Source organism: Neorhizobium sp. DAR64860/K0K1, assembly GCF_050500205.1.
Taxonomy (GTDB): Bacteria; Pseudomonadota; Alphaproteobacteria; order Rhizobiales; family Rhizobiaceae; genus Neorhizobium; species Neorhizobium soli.
Window position 1 is genome coordinate 598,755 of the sequence record NZ_CP191459.1, and the last position, 15,993, is coordinate 614,747.

At 60.9% G+C, this 15,993-nt stretch carries 16 protein-coding genes and 1 tRNA gene; 11 read left to right on the forward strand and 6 right to left on the reverse strand.

Annotated features, from left to right (window positions below):
• Nucleotides 1–6: 6 nt before the first annotated feature.
• The 4 genes from ACQY1J_RS07415 to ACQY1J_RS07430 all read left to right on the forward strand — a co-directional run bounded on the left by ACQY1J_RS07415 (nt 7) and on the right by ACQY1J_RS07430 (nt 2,985).
• Complete coding sequence (locus ACQY1J_RS07415; protein WP_430251087.1) at nt 7–1,812, forward strand: ABC transporter ATP-binding protein/permease; 1,806 nt, start codon at nt 7–9, stop codon at nt 1,810–1,812.
• Nucleotides 1,805–2,512 (forward strand): DUF1003 domain-containing protein, encoded by a 708-nt coding sequence (locus ACQY1J_RS07420; protein ID WP_092659788.1) that lies wholly within the window; start codon nt 1,805–1,807, stop codon nt 2,510–2,512. The genes ACQY1J_RS07415 and ACQY1J_RS07420 overlap by 8 nt, the downstream gene beginning before the upstream one ends.
• Nucleotides 2,513–2,586: 74 nt before the next feature.
• Complete coding sequence (locus ACQY1J_RS07425; protein WP_430251088.1) at nt 2,587–2,850, forward strand: type II toxin-antitoxin system ParD family antitoxin; 264 nt, start codon at nt 2,587–2,589, stop codon at nt 2,848–2,850.
• A gap of 21 nt (nt 2,851–2,871) precedes the next feature.
• Nucleotides 2,872–2,985 (forward strand): type II toxin-antitoxin system RelE/ParE family toxin, encoded by a 114-nt coding sequence (locus tag ACQY1J_RS07430; RefSeq protein ID WP_280136960.1) that lies wholly within the window; start codon nt 2,872–2,874, stop codon nt 2,983–2,985.
• Between the two features lie 7 nt (nt 2,986–2,992).
• On the opposite strand, the gene ACQY1J_RS07435 is transcribed toward ACQY1J_RS07430, so the two are convergent.
• The 3 genes from ACQY1J_RS07435 to ACQY1J_RS07445 all read right to left on the reverse strand — a co-directional run bounded on the left by ACQY1J_RS07435 (nt 2,993) and on the right by ACQY1J_RS07445 (nt 6,869).
• Nucleotides 2,993–3,835: a DMT family transporter gene (locus tag ACQY1J_RS07435; RefSeq protein ID WP_174196783.1), complete on the reverse strand. Its 843-nt coding sequence runs from the start codon at nt 3,833–3,835 to the stop codon at nt 2,993–2,995.
• A gap of 171 nt (nt 3,836–4,006) precedes the next feature.
• Entirely contained in the window at nt 4,007–4,747 is a 741-nt protein-coding gene (locus ACQY1J_RS07440; RefSeq protein WP_430251089.1) for a pentapeptide repeat-containing protein, read from the reverse strand.
• A gap of 52 nt (nt 4,748–4,799) precedes the next feature.
• Complete coding sequence (locus tag ACQY1J_RS07445) at nt 4,800–6,869, reverse strand: ATP-dependent helicase (RefSeq protein ID WP_430251090.1); 2,070 nt, start codon at nt 6,867–6,869, stop codon at nt 4,800–4,802.
• A gap of 221 nt (nt 6,870–7,090) precedes the next feature.
• Between ACQY1J_RS07445 and ACQY1J_RS07450 the strand changes: the two genes are divergently transcribed.
• From ACQY1J_RS07450 to ACQY1J_RS07465, 4 genes are all read left to right on the forward strand, one after another.
• Nucleotides 7,091–8,041, forward strand: a complete 951-nt coding sequence (locus tag ACQY1J_RS07450) for an iron ABC transporter substrate-binding protein (protein WP_430251882.1) — start codon at nt 7,091–7,093, stop codon at nt 8,039–8,041.
• A 72-nt stretch (nt 8,042–8,113) separates the two neighbouring features.
• A complete protein-coding gene (locus ACQY1J_RS07455; protein WP_430251091.1) occupies nt 8,114–9,694 on the forward strand; it encodes an ABC transporter permease in 1,581 nt (526 codons plus the stop codon).
• The gene (locus ACQY1J_RS07460) at nt 9,691–10,752 is read left to right on the forward strand and encodes an ABC transporter ATP-binding protein (protein WP_430251092.1); all 1,062 of its coding nucleotides are present in this window, start codon (nt 9,691–9,693) and stop codon (nt 10,750–10,752) included. Before ACQY1J_RS07455 ends, ACQY1J_RS07460 begins: the two co-directional genes overlap by 4 nt.
• Before the next feature lie 100 nt (nt 10,753–10,852).
• Complete coding sequence (locus ACQY1J_RS07465; protein WP_082471987.1) at nt 10,853–11,026, forward strand: DUF1328 domain-containing protein; 174 nt, start codon at nt 10,853–10,855, stop codon at nt 11,024–11,026.
• A gap of 314 nt (nt 11,027–11,340) precedes the next feature.
• On the opposite strand, the gene ACQY1J_RS07470 is transcribed toward ACQY1J_RS07465, so the two are convergent.
• Both ACQY1J_RS07470 and cpdR1 read right to left on the reverse strand, forming a co-directional pair.
• A tRNA-Val gene (locus tag ACQY1J_RS07470) sits at nt 11,341–11,415 on the reverse strand.
• Between the two features lie 97 nt (nt 11,416–11,512).
• Nucleotides 11,513–11,875 carry a response regulator CpdR1 gene (gene cpdR1, locus ACQY1J_RS07475; RefSeq protein WP_062460988.1) on the reverse strand — a complete coding sequence of 121 codons (363 nt, stop codon included), beginning with the start codon at nt 11,873–11,875 and terminating at the stop codon, nt 11,513–11,515.
• A gap of 180 nt (nt 11,876–12,055) precedes the next feature.
• Here cpdR1 and ACQY1J_RS07480 point away from each other — a divergent pair, with 180 nt between their 5' ends.
• The gene (locus tag ACQY1J_RS07480; RefSeq protein ID WP_174196122.1) at nt 12,056–12,943 is read left to right on the forward strand and encodes an N-formylglutamate amidohydrolase; all 888 of its coding nucleotides are present in this window, start codon (nt 12,056–12,058) and stop codon (nt 12,941–12,943) included.
• A 377-nt stretch (nt 12,944–13,320) separates the two neighbouring features.
• Nucleotides 13,321–14,097: a histidinol-phosphatase gene (gene hisN / locus ACQY1J_RS07485; RefSeq protein WP_092659804.1), complete on the forward strand. Its 777-nt coding sequence runs from the start codon at nt 13,321–13,323 to the stop codon at nt 14,095–14,097.
• A 6-nt stretch (nt 14,098–14,103) separates the two neighbouring features.
• Here the strand turns inward: hisN and ACQY1J_RS07490 are convergent, their stop codons facing one another.
• On the reverse strand, nt 14,104–15,102 hold the full coding sequence (locus ACQY1J_RS07490) for an alpha/beta fold hydrolase (RefSeq protein WP_430251093.1): 999 nt from the start codon (nt 15,100–15,102) through the stop codon (nt 14,104–14,106).
• A gap of 291 nt (nt 15,103–15,393) precedes the next feature.
• Between ACQY1J_RS07490 and ACQY1J_RS07495 the strand changes: the two genes are divergently transcribed.
• Complete coding sequence (locus ACQY1J_RS07495) at nt 15,394–15,876, forward strand: Hsp20 family protein (RefSeq protein ID WP_062460976.1); 483 nt, start codon at nt 15,394–15,396, stop codon at nt 15,874–15,876.
• Nucleotides 15,877–15,993: the final 117 nt, after the last annotated feature.

Genomic DNA, 15,993 nt, shown 5'->3' on the forward strand with positions numbered 1-15,993 from the left:
CGGCAGATGGTGAATTCGCAAGATAAGGCGGAGCCCTATGAACTTCCTCTGTCTGGCCAGCTCAAAATGATGACAGGGGCGTTCTGGGCGTCCCCGGTGCGCAATCCCGTTCTCGCGCTCACGGCCGCGCTGCTCTGCGTCATCTTTGCGACCACCTACGCCACCTACCGGCTGAATGAGTGGAACGGACCGTTCTACGATGCCTTGGCGCGGCGCGACATGCCCGAATTCCTCCACCAGCTTGTGGTGTTCGGAGTTCTCGCCTCGCTCCTGACACTGCTCAACGTCATCCAGCAATGGCTGAACCAGATCGCCGCGATGCGGATGCGAGAAGGGCTGGCCCGCGATCTCGCCGATGTCTGGCTGACGCCGGGGCGGGCCCTGAAGCTTGCCGGTGCCGGTGCGATCGCCGACAATCCGGACCAGAGACTGCACGAGGACACCCGCATCCTGGCCGAGAACACGACGTCACTGTCGATCGGCCTCGTCAATTCGACCATTCTTCTTGCAAGTTTCATCGGCGTGCTATGGGCGATCTCGACTGATTTTGGCCTGCAGATCGGCGGTCGTACCATCGTCATTCCCGGCTATATGCTGTGGGCGACGATCCTCTACGCCCTTTTCGGATCCGTCATGAGCAACGTCGTCGGCAGCCGGCTGGCGCGACTGAATGCGCAGCGCTATGCCCGCGAGGCTGATCTGCGCGCGACCCTTGTCCGGGCGAACGAGAACATGAAGCCGATCACGCTTGCGCGCGGCGAGGAAAGCGAGCTTTTCCGCGTTCACACCGCAATCGATGGCGTGCTCGGCATGCTGCGCAAGCTTGCCTGGGCGCTCACTAACCTGACCTGGGTGTCGGCCGGTTTCGGTTGGCTGGCGTTGGTGGCGCCGATCATCATTGCCTCGCCGATGTATTTTTCCGGCAATCTTTCGTTCGGCGGTCTGATGATGGCGGTCGGCGCCTTCAACCAGGTCAACCAGGCGCTGCGCTGGTATGTTGCAAATTTCAGCGTCATCGCCGACTGGCGGGCGACGCTCGGCCGTGTCTCCTCGTTCCGCAACGCACTGGTTTCGATGGATACGCCGGCGATGGAAGGCTCCGTCCTCACCTACCGGAAAAGCGATGGGGAGGACGTGCTGTCCGTCACCGACCTTGCGGTCTTCGGCGAACCCGACAAGGGTGGGGACGGCCATGGCATCAGGGTCGCGGAAGGCGCCTTCACGATCCGGCCCGGCGAGCGGGTGCTGATCAACGGCAATCCGGGGACAGACCGGCACCTTCTGTTCCAGGCACTGTCCGGTATCTGGCCCTGGGGCAAGGGCGAGATCAGTCTGCCGGCCGCAGATCGGATGATCATGATGCCTCAGGAAGGTTATTTGCCGACCGCATCGCTGCGCGAGGTCATGACCTATCCGGCGACTGGGCCTGCTGGCATGCGCGATGGCATTCCCGACATGACCGACGCGGCGCTGGCGCAAGCGTTGGAGAAAGTCGGTCTGCATCGGCTCGTCGATAAACTCGACGAGGTGGAGCGATGGGACCGGCTGCTCGACAAGGACGAGGAAGTGGCGCTGCAGATCGCCAATGCCGTGCTTCGAAAGCCGGACTGGCTGATCATGGACGACGTGCTGGAAGGGCTCGAACCGGAGACGCAGGCGCTGTTGCTGGACGTGCTGGCCGGGCTTACCGGCTCGACACTCCTCTATATCGGCCGCTCCGACGTGTTTTCGGACAGATTTTCACCAAAGGTATTTCATCTGGCGCCGCTCCTGGCTGTCGATACGAAGAACGAGGCTTCAGACAATGGGTAAGCATGCTTCTCAAACGACCGGGAGAACCGGGCAATGCCTCATCTGCGGTCGCACGTTTGCGGTATCGAAGCTTCACAAGGCGGGCACTCTCAGGCCGCATCTCTTCGAGATGATCGCGGAGGAGGTAAAGACCTGTAGCGCCGACAGTCTGATCTGCGACGAGGATCTGGCGCGCTTCAGGCGGCGCTACGTGGAGGCACTGCTGGAAGAGGAGCGGGGCGAGATCACCGAGCTTGACGCCCGCGTGCTCGACAGTTTCGAAAAGGGAACGCTGACGGTTCAGGCGGGCGCGCCCGCCGCAATCGACCAGGCGGAAACGTTCGGGGAAAGGGTCGCCGACAGGGTCGCCGCCTTCGGAGGCTCCTGGACCTTCATCCTGTCCTTTTTAGCCGTGCTGGTTCTGTGGATGGCGCTTAACGTGGTTGGTTTGTCCGCCGATCCGTTCGACCCCTATCCGTTCATCCTGCTCAATCTCGTCCTGTCCTCGCTTGCCGCGCTCCAGGCACCCGTCATCATGATGAGCCAGAGGCGGCAGGAGGACAAGGACCGGCTGCGCAGCGAAAACGACTACATGGTCAACCTTCGAGCCGAACTCGAAATCCGCCAGCTGCATGAAAAGATCGATCACCAGATGGCCAAGCAGTGGGAACGGCTCGCGGAACTCCAGCAGATCCAGATCGAGTTGCTGGAGAAACGATGATTAGTCGGGGTGAGGGGTGAGAGGGGACACGCTCTACGTGGATCTCGAAGATTGATAATTTCGGGGAAACAAGGGTGGATCTTGTGCCTTCCAGTTATGAACTCGGCCCCCATTACGAAAGCTTCGTGCGCAGGCCGGTGGAAAGCGGACGCTATGCAAGCGAAAGCGACGTCATGCGCGATAGCCTTCGCCTGCTCGAAGAGATGGAGGAGCATGGCAAGGCCGGCTTCGACGCACTGAAGGCGGATATACGCACCGGGATCGAGAGTGGGCCGGGCATTCCGGCGGATGACGTCTTCGATCGGCTTGAAGCCAGATATGGCGGACGCCGCTCCTGATGCGCGACCGGGCTTCGTTGCATCCACTTCAAACGGTACGTGATGTTCTACACCGTGTCCCAGGATGGTGTGAGAATTGAGCGCATCCTGCACGGCGCGCGCGATATCCCCGCAGCATTCAAGGAACAAGACTAAACCGATCTCACGGCGGCGTCTGTTGGATTCTTCCGGCGTTCGGGCGTCGCAGGTTGAAGAGGTTGCCGGCGAGGATGAGGATTGCGCCGGCGGCGGTCAGGCCGTCGATGGCTTCGGCGTAGAGAAGGTAGCCGATGAGGGCCGAGGCCGGCACGCGGAGATAATCCATCGGCATCGCCACCGTCGCATCGGCATAAGACAGCGCCTTTGCCATGCAGTAATGCGCGAATGTCCCGGTGAACGCGATCAGGAAGATCCACGGCCAGATCCCCGCGGACGGCCAGGTCCATACCCTGATTGCCGGGATCAGCCCGATGATCGACTGGATGATCAGCATCCAGAAGATGATCTTGGTGGCGCTGTCGGTGCGCGTCAGGAGCTTGGTGGTGATGAAGGAGATGGCGAAGAAGAAGGCAGCGCCCAGCACGATCAGGTGGCCGGGGTTGAGCGGGGCGGCGCCTGGCCGCAGGATCAGAAGCACGCCGGCGAGCCCGAAGCCGATCGCCGCACCCTTGCGCCATGTCAGCTTCTCCCCGAGGAAAGCCGCTGCCATCAGCGCCGCCCAGATCGGGGCGGTGAATTCGATGGCGATCACCTGCGCGAGCGGGATCAGCGTCAGGCCCATCAGCCAGGCGAACTGGCCGATATAGTGGGCGACGTTGCGGCCGATATGGGCCGGCAGGATGGTCGTGCGCATGGCTTTGAAGCCACCCTCACGAAACACCAGCGGCAAAAGCATGAAGAAGGCGATGATCGAGCGCATTTCCATCACCTGGAAGACGTCGATCTCGCGGGTGATGATCCGGCCGGAAATCGCCATCAGCAGCAGCAGGCTGATCGACGTCAGCATCCACGCTGCAGCCTTCTTCGTCGACGGGGCCGGCTGGGCTGACGACGTCGCCCGCGAGGCCCTTGCCGATTGATTGCTGTCCACTTCAGTCTCCTTCGACGCAGAACGGTCGCTCTAATGCTTTTTCGGTTTGAAAGGAAAGCCTTTCCGCCCACCGGTTGTGTCTGCTGCTTATCCCGACGTCAGAATTCCCATCGAGCGGAGCAGGTTTTCGTGCTGGTCGCGGCTGACAGTCATGCCCTTGAACGACGCCATGGCTGCAAGATCCATCTCATCGAAGGTCGCCTGCGAGAGGTTGGCGAAATCCAGGGTCGCGCCGGTGAAATCGATATTGTTGAGGCTCGATCCCATCAGGCTGACGCGGCTGAGATTGCTGTCGACAAACGAGCAGTCTCTGAGATCGCAGCTCTCGAACCGGCTCTCTTCGTAGCTTGAGGCCGCAAACACCGCGTATTGCAGCTTGCAACGCTGTAAGACGACGCCGCCAAACATCATGCGCTTGCTGATCTTGCGATGAACCTCGGCATCGAACTGCAGACCGACAGCCGACGAGTCGGTGATCTCGAGCAGGAAGGCTTCGCTTTTGACGATGCGGTTGTTGGAAAGGTTGCAGGCCTTAAACTTCGCCTCGTTGAGGTCGCAGTAATTCCACGCAGATCCTGCCTGCGTTTCGCGATCGACGAAGATGCAGTTGAAAAACTCGGCTTCCTTGAAGGAGCAGTTGGAAAAGCTGCAGCTGATGAATTCGCATTCCCTGATCTTCGCGCCATCGAAGATGCAATCGTTGAACCGGCAATCCGAAAATTTCGATTCGGACGTGATGAAATCGGACAGGTCTTCGGATGCAAATCGGAGGCCGATGACCGGCTCCTTCATCGAGAATGCGGTTTCAAGCGACGATATTTCCAACACGCAATCTCCATTGTCAGGCAGCTTGCCTATACGTTCGCGCAACTTGTGACGGTCAGCGCCACATGCCGCGCATTCTTGCGGTTACGTCGATGCGGATCTGGTGGCGGGCTTGGCGTTCGGCTTCGGTCATTTGCGCCACCACCGGCCAGGCGGTGCTTTCGAAGAACTGCAGCAGCGTTGCCGGGATAAAGCGGGAGCGTGAGGCGTAGACGTGCCTGTCGCCTTGGGAATGCTGGCCGTGGGTAAAGAAACGCTGCGGCGTGATCAGGTGAAGGTGATCCTTCGCGCGCGTCATCGCCACGTAGAGCAGCCGCCGTTCCTCCTCGATTTCGGCTGTCGTGCCGGTGCCGAGATCGGAGGGAATGCAGCCGTCGACACAGTTGAGCAGGAAAACCGAGCGCCATTCCTGGCCCTTGGCGGAGTGGATTGTCGAAAGGATCAGGTAATCCTCGTCCAGCAGCGGCACGCCGGCCTGGTCGCTGGTGGCATCCGGCGGATCGAGCGTCAGTTCGGTGAGGAAGCGTTCGCGCGACGCGTAGCCGGAAGCGATCTGCTCCAGTTGCAGAAGGTCGGCCTTGCGGGTGTCGGCATCTTCGTGGATGCGGCTAAGATGCGGTTCGTACCATTGGCGGGCGAGCCCGATTTCGGAAGGCCAGCCTTCGCTTTTCCTGACGGCGCCGAGCATCTCGACAAAGGCCGGCCAGTCTTCGCCGGACCTTGGAGGCGAGGGAATTTCCTGCAGTGCGGCCAGCGGTTCCGGATCGGCCGCGATCGCATCGAGGATCTTCGCCGCCGTTTGCGGGCCGATGCCTGGAATGAGCTGCAGAAGCCGAAAACCCGCAACCCGGTCGCGCGGGTTCTGGGCAAAGCGCAAAGCCGCCAGCATGTCCTTGACATGGGCGCTATCGAGGAATTTCAGGCCGCCGAACTTGACGAAGGGAATGTTGCGGCGGGTCAGTTCCACTTCCAGCGGGCCGGAATGGTGCGAGGCACGAAACAGCACGGCCTGCTGTTTCAGCAGCATGCCGGTTTCGCGGTTCTCGAGGATCTTTTCCACGATATAGCTCGCCTGTTCGGTCTCGTCCTTGACGGTGACCAGACGCGGCCGCTCCTCCGACTGGCGGTCAGTCCAGAGGTTTTTCGTAAACCGCTCGCGAGCAAGTTCGATGACGCCGTTGGCCGCTGCCAGAATGGTGGTGGTCGAGCGGTAGTTGCGGTCGAGCGTGACGATGTTGGCGGGCGGATCGAAGGTCGCGGGGAAATCGAGGATGTTGCGGATCGTGGCGGCGCGGAACGAGTAGATCGACTGGGCGTCGTCGCCCACCACCGTCAGGCCCCGGCCGCCGGGCTTCATTGCCATCAGGATCGAGGATTGCAGCCGGTTGGTGTCCTGGTACTCGTCGACCATGACGTGATCGAATCGCTCGCCGACATCCTGTGCGATCAGCGGCTCGCTCATCATCTGCGCCCAGTAGAGCAGAAGATCATCGTAATCGAGCACGTTCTGCGCCTGCTTGGCGTCCACATAGGACGCAAACAGGTCGCGCAGCTGTGGTTCCCAGGCAAGGCACCAGGGGAAGGAGGTCTTCAGCACCTCGTCCAGCGGCGTCTCGGAATTGACGGCGCGCGAATAGATGGCAAGGCAGGTGCCCTTGGTCGGAAACCGGCTTTCCATCTTGGAGAAGCCGAGCTCGTGGCGAACGAGGTTCATCAGGTCGGCGGAATCCTCACGGTCGTGGATGGTGAATTCCTGGTCGAGGCCGATCTGTTCGGCATAGATCCGCAACAGCCTTGCGCCGATGCCGTGAAACGTGCCGGCCCAGGCGAGCGCATCGGTCATGACGCCGGACTTTGCACCCATCACTTCACGGCAGATGCGCTGGACGCGGCGGCCCATTTCGGAGGCCGCACGGCGGGAAAACGTCATCAGCAGCAGGCGGCGCGGATCGGCGCCCGACACGATCAGGTGGGCGACGCGATGGGCAAGCGTGTTGGTCTTGCCGGAGCCTGCGCCTGCAATCACCAGAAGCGGTCCCGCCGCGCCGCCATCCGGCACGTCCGAACCATGTTCGACCGCGCGGCGCTGGGCCTCGTTCAATTTTTCCAGATAAGCAACCGACATTCAGCTTCCGAGGCATGTTCTTGATGTGTTCGTTTCAGCTCTACCTGATTCGCCGGCATTTGCCGCAATCGGTCTCCATCCCCGTTCGATTCTTAAACTTGACTACGCAGGTCGGCTTTGGCTATCGATGCGATGACGCTTATAAATTGGAGGCAAACTTGAAAATTCTGTCTGCTCTTTCGGCCGGAGCTTCGCTCGCCGTTTCGCTACTCGCTCTGTCCATGCCGGCCAACGCGCAGGTCGCCGACAGCCTGACGATCTACAACGCCCAGCACGAGGGCCTGACCAAGGAATGGGTCGAGGGCTTCAAGGAAGAGACCGGCATCGTCATTACGGTGCGCAACGGATCCGACCTCGAAATGGCAAACCAGATTGTGCAGGAAGGCGCCAACTCGCCGGCCGACCTGTTTCTGACGGAAAATTCGCCGGCCATGGCGCTTGTCGATGGCAAGGGGCTGTTTGAGCCTGTCGACAAGGCAACGCTTGATCTCGTTCCCGAGCAGTTCCGCCCGGCCAACGGTCACTGGACCGGAATTGCCGCGCGCTCCACCGTGTTTGCCTATGACAAGACCAAGCTCACCGAGGACAAGCTGCCGAAATCGATGCTCGATCTCGCCAAGCCCGAATGGAAGGGCCGTTGGGCCGCATCTCCGTCGGGTGCCGATTTCCAGGCGATCGTCGGCGCGTTTCTGCAGCTGAAGGGTGAGCCGGAAACCGCTGCCTGGCTGAAGGGCATGAAAGAGAACTTCACTGCCGTGCGTGGCAATTCCACCGCCATGAAGGCCGTCAATGCGGGCCAGTTCGAAGGCGCGCTGATCTATCACTACTACTATTTCGGCGATCAGGCGAAGACCGGCGAAAACAGCAAGAACGTTGCGCTGCATTACTTCAAGAACCAGGATCCGGGCGCCTTCGTGTCGATCTCCGGCGGTGGCATTCTGGCCTCTTCCAAGCACAAGGAGCAGGCGCAGGCATTTCTGAAATGGCTTGCCGGCAAGGGCGGCCAGAAGATTCTGCGTGACGGCACCTCGTTCGAATACGCCGTCGGCAAGGACGAGGCTTCCAACAAGGCGCTCGTTCCGATTGCCGACCTTCAGGCGCCGAAGGTCGAGCCTTCGAGCCTCAACAATGCCAAGGTCACCGACATGATGACAGCCGCCGGCATTCTCTAAACACCATCGAATCCTGTTGCGCACGGACATCGCAGGGCGTACCTGCGATGTCTCTTCTTTCTTGAGCACGCGATGACGTTTACCACCGAGAGCATGGTTGCCAGCCGGCCGCGCCGGAAGCCTGCGGGGAAACCCCTTGCCGGATCGTCTTGGACGCTGGCAATCGCCGTTGCGATTGCCGCCCTGACGCTGACGCCGCTCGGGTTCGTGTTCTGGGCAACGGTTGCGACCGGCTGGGAAACGGCATCGCAGCTGATCTTCCGTTCCCGTGTCGGCGACCTCCTGTTCAATACCGTTGCGCTGATCGTCTTCACGGTGCCGATCGCGCTGGTTCTTGCAACGGCGCTTGCCTGGCTGACGGAGCGCACCGACCTGCCGGGTGCAAAGCTATGGGCCTGGCTTGCCATCGTGCCGCTCGCCATTCCCGCTTTCGTGCAGTCCTATGCCTGGATCGGTATGTGGCCGCGGCTGAACGGGCTTGGAGCGGGCGTCGCGATCTCGGTCGTGACCTACTTTCCCTTCGTCTACCTTCCCGTGTCGGCGGCCCTTCGGCTGATCGATCCGGCACTGGAGGATCAGGCGGCCTCTCTCGGTCTTTCGCCCGCTGCTGTCATGCGGCGTGTTGTGTTGCCGCAACTCAGACTGTCACTGTGTGGCGGGGCGCTGCTGATCAGCCTGCATCTCCTGTCGGAATACGGGCTCTATGCGATGATCCGGTTCGACACATTCACGACGGCAATTCTTGACCAGTTCCAGTCCACCTACAACGGCGTTGCAGCGCATATGCTGGCGCTGGTGCTGGTGGCCTGCTGCTTCGTGCTGATCGGCGTCGATGCCGCTGTGCGGGGCCGCCGTCGCTATGCCCGGCTGGGCTCGGGCGTTGCCCGCCATCCGGTGCGCGCCTCGCTTGGCGTCTGGCGATATCCCTGCCTGCTGCTGCCGGTCGTGACTACTGCGGTTTCGCTTGGCGTGCCGGTGCTGACGCTCGGGCGCTGGCTGATCGCCGGTGGTGCTGATATCTGGCAATTCAGCGAGATCGGGTTGGCCCTTTCCCAGACGCTGACGATCTGCGTGATCGGCGGTGTGGCGACGGCTGCTGCCGCCGTGCCGATCGCCTGGCTTTCGGTGCGCCGCCCGACGCGTTCCAGTCGGTTTCTCGAAGGCTGCTATTATCTCGCAAGCTCGATGCCGGGCGTGGTTGTCGCGCTCGCTCTGGTGACGATCTCGATCCGGGTGATGCTGCCGCTTTACCAGACGGTGGCGACGATCGTCATCGCTTACGTCATCATGTTTCTGCCGCGGGCGCTGGTCAGCCTGCGCGCCAGCATCGCGCAGGTGCCGGCAGAGCTGGAACAGGCGGCCGAAAGTCTCGGACGTTCGCCCGCGCGGGCGCTCTGGTCCACCACAGTGCGGCTGGCGGCGCCCGGCGCTGCATCTGCCATGGCGCTTTCCTCGCTCGGCATCATGAACGAGCTGACCGCGACCCAGATGCTTGCGCCCAACGGCACGCGCACGCTTGCCATGGCATTCTGGGCGCTGACCAGCGAGATCGACTATGCGGGAGCCGCACCCTATGCGCTGCTGATGATCCTGTTTTCGCTTCCGCTCACCCTTCTCCTTCACCACCAGTCAAAAAAGATCGCCGGGCGATGACGCTGCTTACCCTTTCCTCCGTTGCCAAGAGCTACGGTTCCGTCGCAGCCGTTGCCGGTGTCGACCTTGCAGCCCAAAGCGGAAGCCGCACGGCCATCGTCGGCCCTTCCGGCTGCGGCAAGACCACTCTGCTACGGCTGATCGCCGGGTTCGAGGTTCCTGACGCCGGCTCGATCACGCTTGGCGGCGAGATCATGTCCAATGCGGACGCGCATGTCGCTGCCTACCGACGTAATATCGGCATCGTGGCGCAGGACGGCTGCCTGTTTCCGCATCTCTCGGTGCTCGACAATATCGGTTTCGGCATGGATGCGGATCGCACGGCCAAACTGGCAAGGGCTGCGGAACTGATGGAAATGGTCGGACTTGACGGGGCGATGCTTGCCCGCAAGCCGGATCAGCTCTCCGGCGGCCAGCAGCAGCGTGTGGCGCTGGCAAGGGCGCTTGCCCGCAGGCCACGGCTGATGCTGCTGGACGAACCCTTCTCGGCGCTCGACATGGGCCTGAGGACCGCCACCCGAAAGGCTGTGGCCGACGTACTGTCGGCTGCCGGCGTCACCACCATTCTCGTGACCCATGACCAGGCGGAAGCGCTTGCCTTCGCCGATGAGCTGGTCGTGATGCGGGCGGGAAAATTCGCCCAGGTCGGCACGCCGCGCGAGGTCTATCTGAAACCCGTCGACCGGGCGACGGCCACCTTTCTCGGAGAAGCGGTCGTGCTGCCGGCCATGGTGAGCGACGGGATAGCCGACAGCCCGATCGGCCGGCTAGAGGTTGCGGACGTCACCTATCGCGGCCGGGCGCAGATCATGATCCGGCCTGAGCAGTTTACCGTCAGCCGGATCGAATACGCGCCGGACAACGGGGTCTCGGCTGTGGTCAGCGACGTGGTTTTCTGCGGGCCATCGCTTGATGCGAGGATAACACTCGCCGGAGACGGTATCGCCGAGGGCGAGATTTCCTTCCGCCTGGATATCCCCGGCCGCGAGCTGCTTGCGTCAGGCGACCGGGTGTCGATCGGCATCTCGGGACGAGTGCATCTGCTTGCCGACGCGTAGTTCACATTTTTGCCGGAATATTTCTTCGCGGCCATCACGGCGCTGGAACCTGGAACCTTTTGTCACGTTGTTCCCGCATCAAATATGAAGGAATAATACCATGTTGAAATGGGCTCTCATCTTTCTCGTCATCTCCGTGATTTCAGGCTTCCTCGGCTTCTCCGGCGTCTCCTCTGCCACCGCGGGCATCGCGAAAATCCTGTTCTTTATCGCTATCGTGATCTTCCTGATCTTCCTGGTTCTGGCACTGACGGCAGGCGCCGTGGTCTTCTAAGAAAGACCCCAAGGATCAACACAGCAAAGCCGCCCTGGAGCTTCCACGGGCGGCTTTTGTTTGCGGTAAATTCGGGAAGTGAAGCGCTATTGAAGCGGCCGGAGCCCCACACGACCCCGGCCGCCTGAGTGCCACTGGCCGAGAGGCCAGCCACAAACTCAGACCCACAAGCTCCCGCATCCGCAAGCCTCGCGCTATTGGTATTGTTACGGATGGAAGAATGGTGACGGGACGTTATGCGGTCGGTTAACGGCTTGAAACGAAAAAGGCTTCCGGTTTCCCAGAAGCCTTTCGTGCCTTGCGGCTAATCAGGATGGTGGGCGTAACAGGGATTGAACCTGTGACCCCTACGATGTCAACGTAGTGCTCTCCCGCTGAGCTATACGCCCATCCGATGGGCGGCTTAAGACCACAGAAACCGATGTGCCGTCAATAGGCTTTTTCCGGTTTTGTGAAGTCTTTTTGAGAGCCGCCGGAAAACCGGGCTTACGCGGCCAGAAGCTTGTTCACTTCGTCCACAAGATCGCGCAGGTGGAAGGGCTTGGAGAGAACCTTTGCATCCTTCGGGGCCTTCGAATCAGAATTCAGAGCGACGGCGGCAAACCCTGTGATGAACATGACCTTGAGATCGGGGTCGAGTTCGGTCGCGCGGCGGGCGAGCTCGATGCCGTCCATCTCCGGCATGACGATGTCGGTCAGGAGCAGCGAGAAAGGCTCTTCGCGGAGCCGGTCGTAGGCGCTGGCGCCGTTGTCGAAGGAAATGACCTTGTAGCCCGCCTTTTCCAACGCTTTCACCAGGAACCGGCGCATGTCGTTGTCATCTTCGGCGAGAAGGATTTTTGGAAGCATCTCGGGGACCGCTATCTGTCTATGAGTCGTGGCTGTATGGCCGTCTACACTCTCAATTGACGGTAAACATCCGTTTAATAAGAGCCGAAGCAGCCTTGGTGGGATTACATAGTATGGACTTCCCGCCGGGCAACTGGCAACATACCTCATCCGACTTGTTCATGACATGGTAAAAACGGAATGGATTTCAACGCCGGCGATCCTGAGCATTTCGAAGTAAGGGAACCCGCCAGGCAAACCATTCCCTTCGTGTACAACTCTCCCCATAGCGGCCGGTGCTACCCGGAAAGCTTTCTTGCCGACAGCAATCTCGACTCGATGGCGATTCGCCGTTCGGCAGATCATTATGTCGACGATCTCTTTGCCGATGCGCCGGAACTTGGCGCGCCTCTGCTTGCCGCGCATTTTCCGCGGGCTTATCTCGACGTCAATCGCGAGCCGTTCGAACTCGATCCGCGTATGTTCGATGGTCCGTTGCCGCCTTACGCCAATATCGGATCGATGCGCGTTGCCGGTGGGCTCGGCACCATTCCGCGCATCGTCGCCGAGAACATGGATATCTACCGGCGCAAGCTTTCGGTGGCGGAGGGCCTGTCCCGGATCGAGGCAATCTACAAGCCATACCATGCCTGCCTGCGCCGGCTGATCGCGGCCACGCATGCCCGGTTCGGCATCTGCGTGCTGATTGATTGTCACTCGATGCCTGGCAATATCCGGCTTTCGGGTTCGAACGTGAAGCCCGACTTCATCATCGGCGATCGTTACGGCACAAGCGCGTCTGCCGAAATTTCGCGCGCGGCGCTCAGCTTCCTGAGCGAGATGGGTTTTGCCGCCGTGCGCAACAAACCCTATGCTGGCGGCTTCATCACCGAACATTACGGCCGGCCCGTGCGCGGCCTGCACGCGCTGCAGATCGAGATCAACCGCGGGCTTTACGTGGATGAGGGGACGCTTTCGAAGCGGCCGGAATTTGATGCGATCGCCGCCGCACTCTCGCTGTTCATGCGCCAGATGGCCGACTTCGTCGCTGATTTTTCGGCCAGCGACACTGCGCTCGCAGCGGAATAGTATCCCCGCATCAGGCTGACTTCGATCGCCGAGGTAGCCGACTTCCCTGACAGAGCGCATTCGATGCCGCAGCATGCAGACATCTGCGTGCTCATCGCGATACCCTTCCACCCCTGTATTTCGGACAAAAAAAACCGCGCTTACAGCGCGGCTAAGTCTAGGGAGGAAACACCCAAGGAGGGTATTTACAGTCAAAGACTGTAGGAAGACGCTACGTCCGTTATGCACATTTGTCAATCAATTAATTTGCGTGATGAAAATTGCATCATTATTTGGCGAAGTGACCGCGTTTTGGTCAGTCCAAGAGCGGTTCAGGCCTTTCTAAGCGCCAAGACCTGCTTTAGAACAGGGGCAGCTTTTCTGGGACGGAGTTTTTGATGCTGCCTGATCGCGCCTTTTTCGATACGCTCGCCGATGCCGCCCGCGAGCAGACGCTTCCGCGCTTCCGCACCGGTGTCTCCGTCGTCAACAAGCTGGCCGGCGGTTTCGATCCGGTGACCGAGGGCGACAGGGCGGCGGAAACCGCCATCCGGGCCCTGATCGAGGCGCGGTTTCCCGAACACGGCATCTTGGGCGAAGAGCATGGAAATGTCGGGCTCGACCGCGAGCATGTCTGGGTCATCGATCCGATCGACGGGACGCGGGCCTTTATCTCAGGCGTGCCGCTGTGGGGCACGCTGATCGGCTTGCAGTCGAATGGTCGGGCCACGATGGGCATGATGGACCAGCCGTTTACCGGCGAACGCTATTTTGCCGATGGCAAGGTCGCAACCTATCGCGGCCCGGGTGGTGAGGCCGTGCTTTCGGTGCGTGACTGCGGACAGCTGTCCGACGCCGTTCTCTTCACCACGTCACCGCATATTTTCGAGGGCGAGGATCTGGCCCTTTACCGGTCGATCGAAGAGAAGGTGCGGCTGTTCCGTTATGGCTGCGATTGCTACGCCTATTGCCTTCTGGCGGGCGGGCATATCGATCTCGTGGTCGAGAATAATCTGCAGCCCTATGATGTCGGTGCGCTGATCCCGATCATCGAGCAGGCGGGCGGCATCATCACCGATTGGGATGGTGGCCGGCCGGAGAACGGCGGCAATATCATCGCCGCCGGTTCGCGTAGCGTGCACGCCGAAGCGCTTGCGCTGCTGGCGCGCCGATAAGACGGGTCAGGCCGCGGTTTCGCTGAGGTCTATGCCGCCATCGAGCCCAGGCATGAAGGCCTCGAGCGCCGCCATCACCTGGGCCCGGTAGATATTCTTTTCCTGCAGCAGCTCATGGCGGCCGCCGGTGATGGTGATGAGCTGTGCCGCCCGGAAATTGCGCGAGAGTTCCTCCTGGGCCGAATAGGGCACGACGCCATCGAGGACAGGCGCGATGATCAGCGTCGGAATGGTGATCCGTGTCAGATGCGCCTGCGACGAGACGCGCCGGCCTGCGCGAAGGGTCTCGTGAACCCAGCCGGCCGTCGGTGCGCCGACTGTCAGTTCCGGATAGGCAGCGTAGAGGCCGAGATTTCGCTCGAAGCGGGTGCGATCGCCGGTCAGGCCGTTTCGTTCGAAGGGTATGAAGCGCTTGTCTCCGCCAAGCTGGATCTTGCCGAACCCGGTCCAGCGCATGACCGTCGAAAGCGGCCAGACGATGCGTTCCGGCAGGGCCTGGCCCTGAAAGCCGATATAGGGCGACAGCAGCGCCATGCGGCTGATCCGGTTGGCGAGTTTCGGCGCCGACGACAGGGCGATCAGCGCGCCGGTGGAATGGGCGATCAGAAAAAACGGCAGGCGCGCATCCGGAAGCACGATCTGCTCGAGAAAGATGTCGAGGTCTTTCTGGTAGTCAGAGAAATGTCTGACATGGCCTTTTTTCAGATGCCGTGTCTCGCGGTCGGAACCGCCCTGGCCGCGCAGATCGTAGGTCGCGACCCACAGGCCCATCGCGTTGAGCTCGCGGATAGTCTCGAAATATTTCTCGATGAACTCATTGCGCCCCTGCAGCAGCACGATCGTGCCGCGGGCCGGTGAGACCGGTGAGACCGGTGAGCGGAAAAGCGCGTAACGCAGCTTCGTGCCGCGGTGACCGGTGAAATGGCCAGCGGTGTAATCGGCCGGCGCCGGATTTTCCGGGGTCGATCGCAACAGGGTCTGTGAGGCGTGGGGCGTGTCAGTCATGCCGACAGGCTCAAGCGATCCGGGCCGCCACGTCAAGTGAAATCATCTGAAATGGTGGATGCGGATAGAGGCGAGGCCGGAGCGGAGAACTCTGACCTGTCGGCCTATAACCAGGAAGCCGAGCCCGTCACGGGATGAATTTCCCCAATGAAAAAACCTCTTGAATGACGGAAAATCAATTCCCATCTTTCCTCTGCAGGCGCCGAAAGGGCCTGCAGAACGGGGTCTTCATCGCCAGAACGGGGTGAGACACCAAAGCTAAACCGCAACGTCGCTTCAATGGAGGACTTTATGCGTCACGTCGATTTTTCCCCCCTGTACCGCTCCACCGTCGGTTTCGACCGTCTCTTCAATCTGCTCGACAATCGCAACCTTGGCGATCAGGCGCAGAGCTATCCGCCCTACAATATCGAGCGGACCGGCGACAACACCTATCGCATCACGATGGCTGTCGCGGGATTTGACGAGAAGGAACTCTCGATCGAATTCCAGGCCCATTCGCTGACCGTGAAGGGCGAGAAGAGCGATGACGAAGCCGGTGCCGAGACCGAATATCTCTACCGCGGCATCGCCAAGCGCGCCTTCGAGCGCCGCTTCCAGCTCGCCGATCACGTGGAAGTCGAAACCGCTTCGCTGAAGAACGGTCTCTTGCACATCGATCTGGTGCGCAACATTCCGGAAGCGCTGAAGCCACGCCGTATCTCGATTGCGGCCGATGCGTCCGACAGCGTCAAGACGATCGAAGCACAGATCGCTCCGCAGCAGGTCAACTGACCCGCCACAGAGAGTAATGACAGCCCAATGACCTCCAGTCACGGGTAGCATACAGACGCCTCTTCCCTTGCCGGGGAAGGGGCGTTTTTGCGTGGGATTGATCAGGGCCAAAGCTTC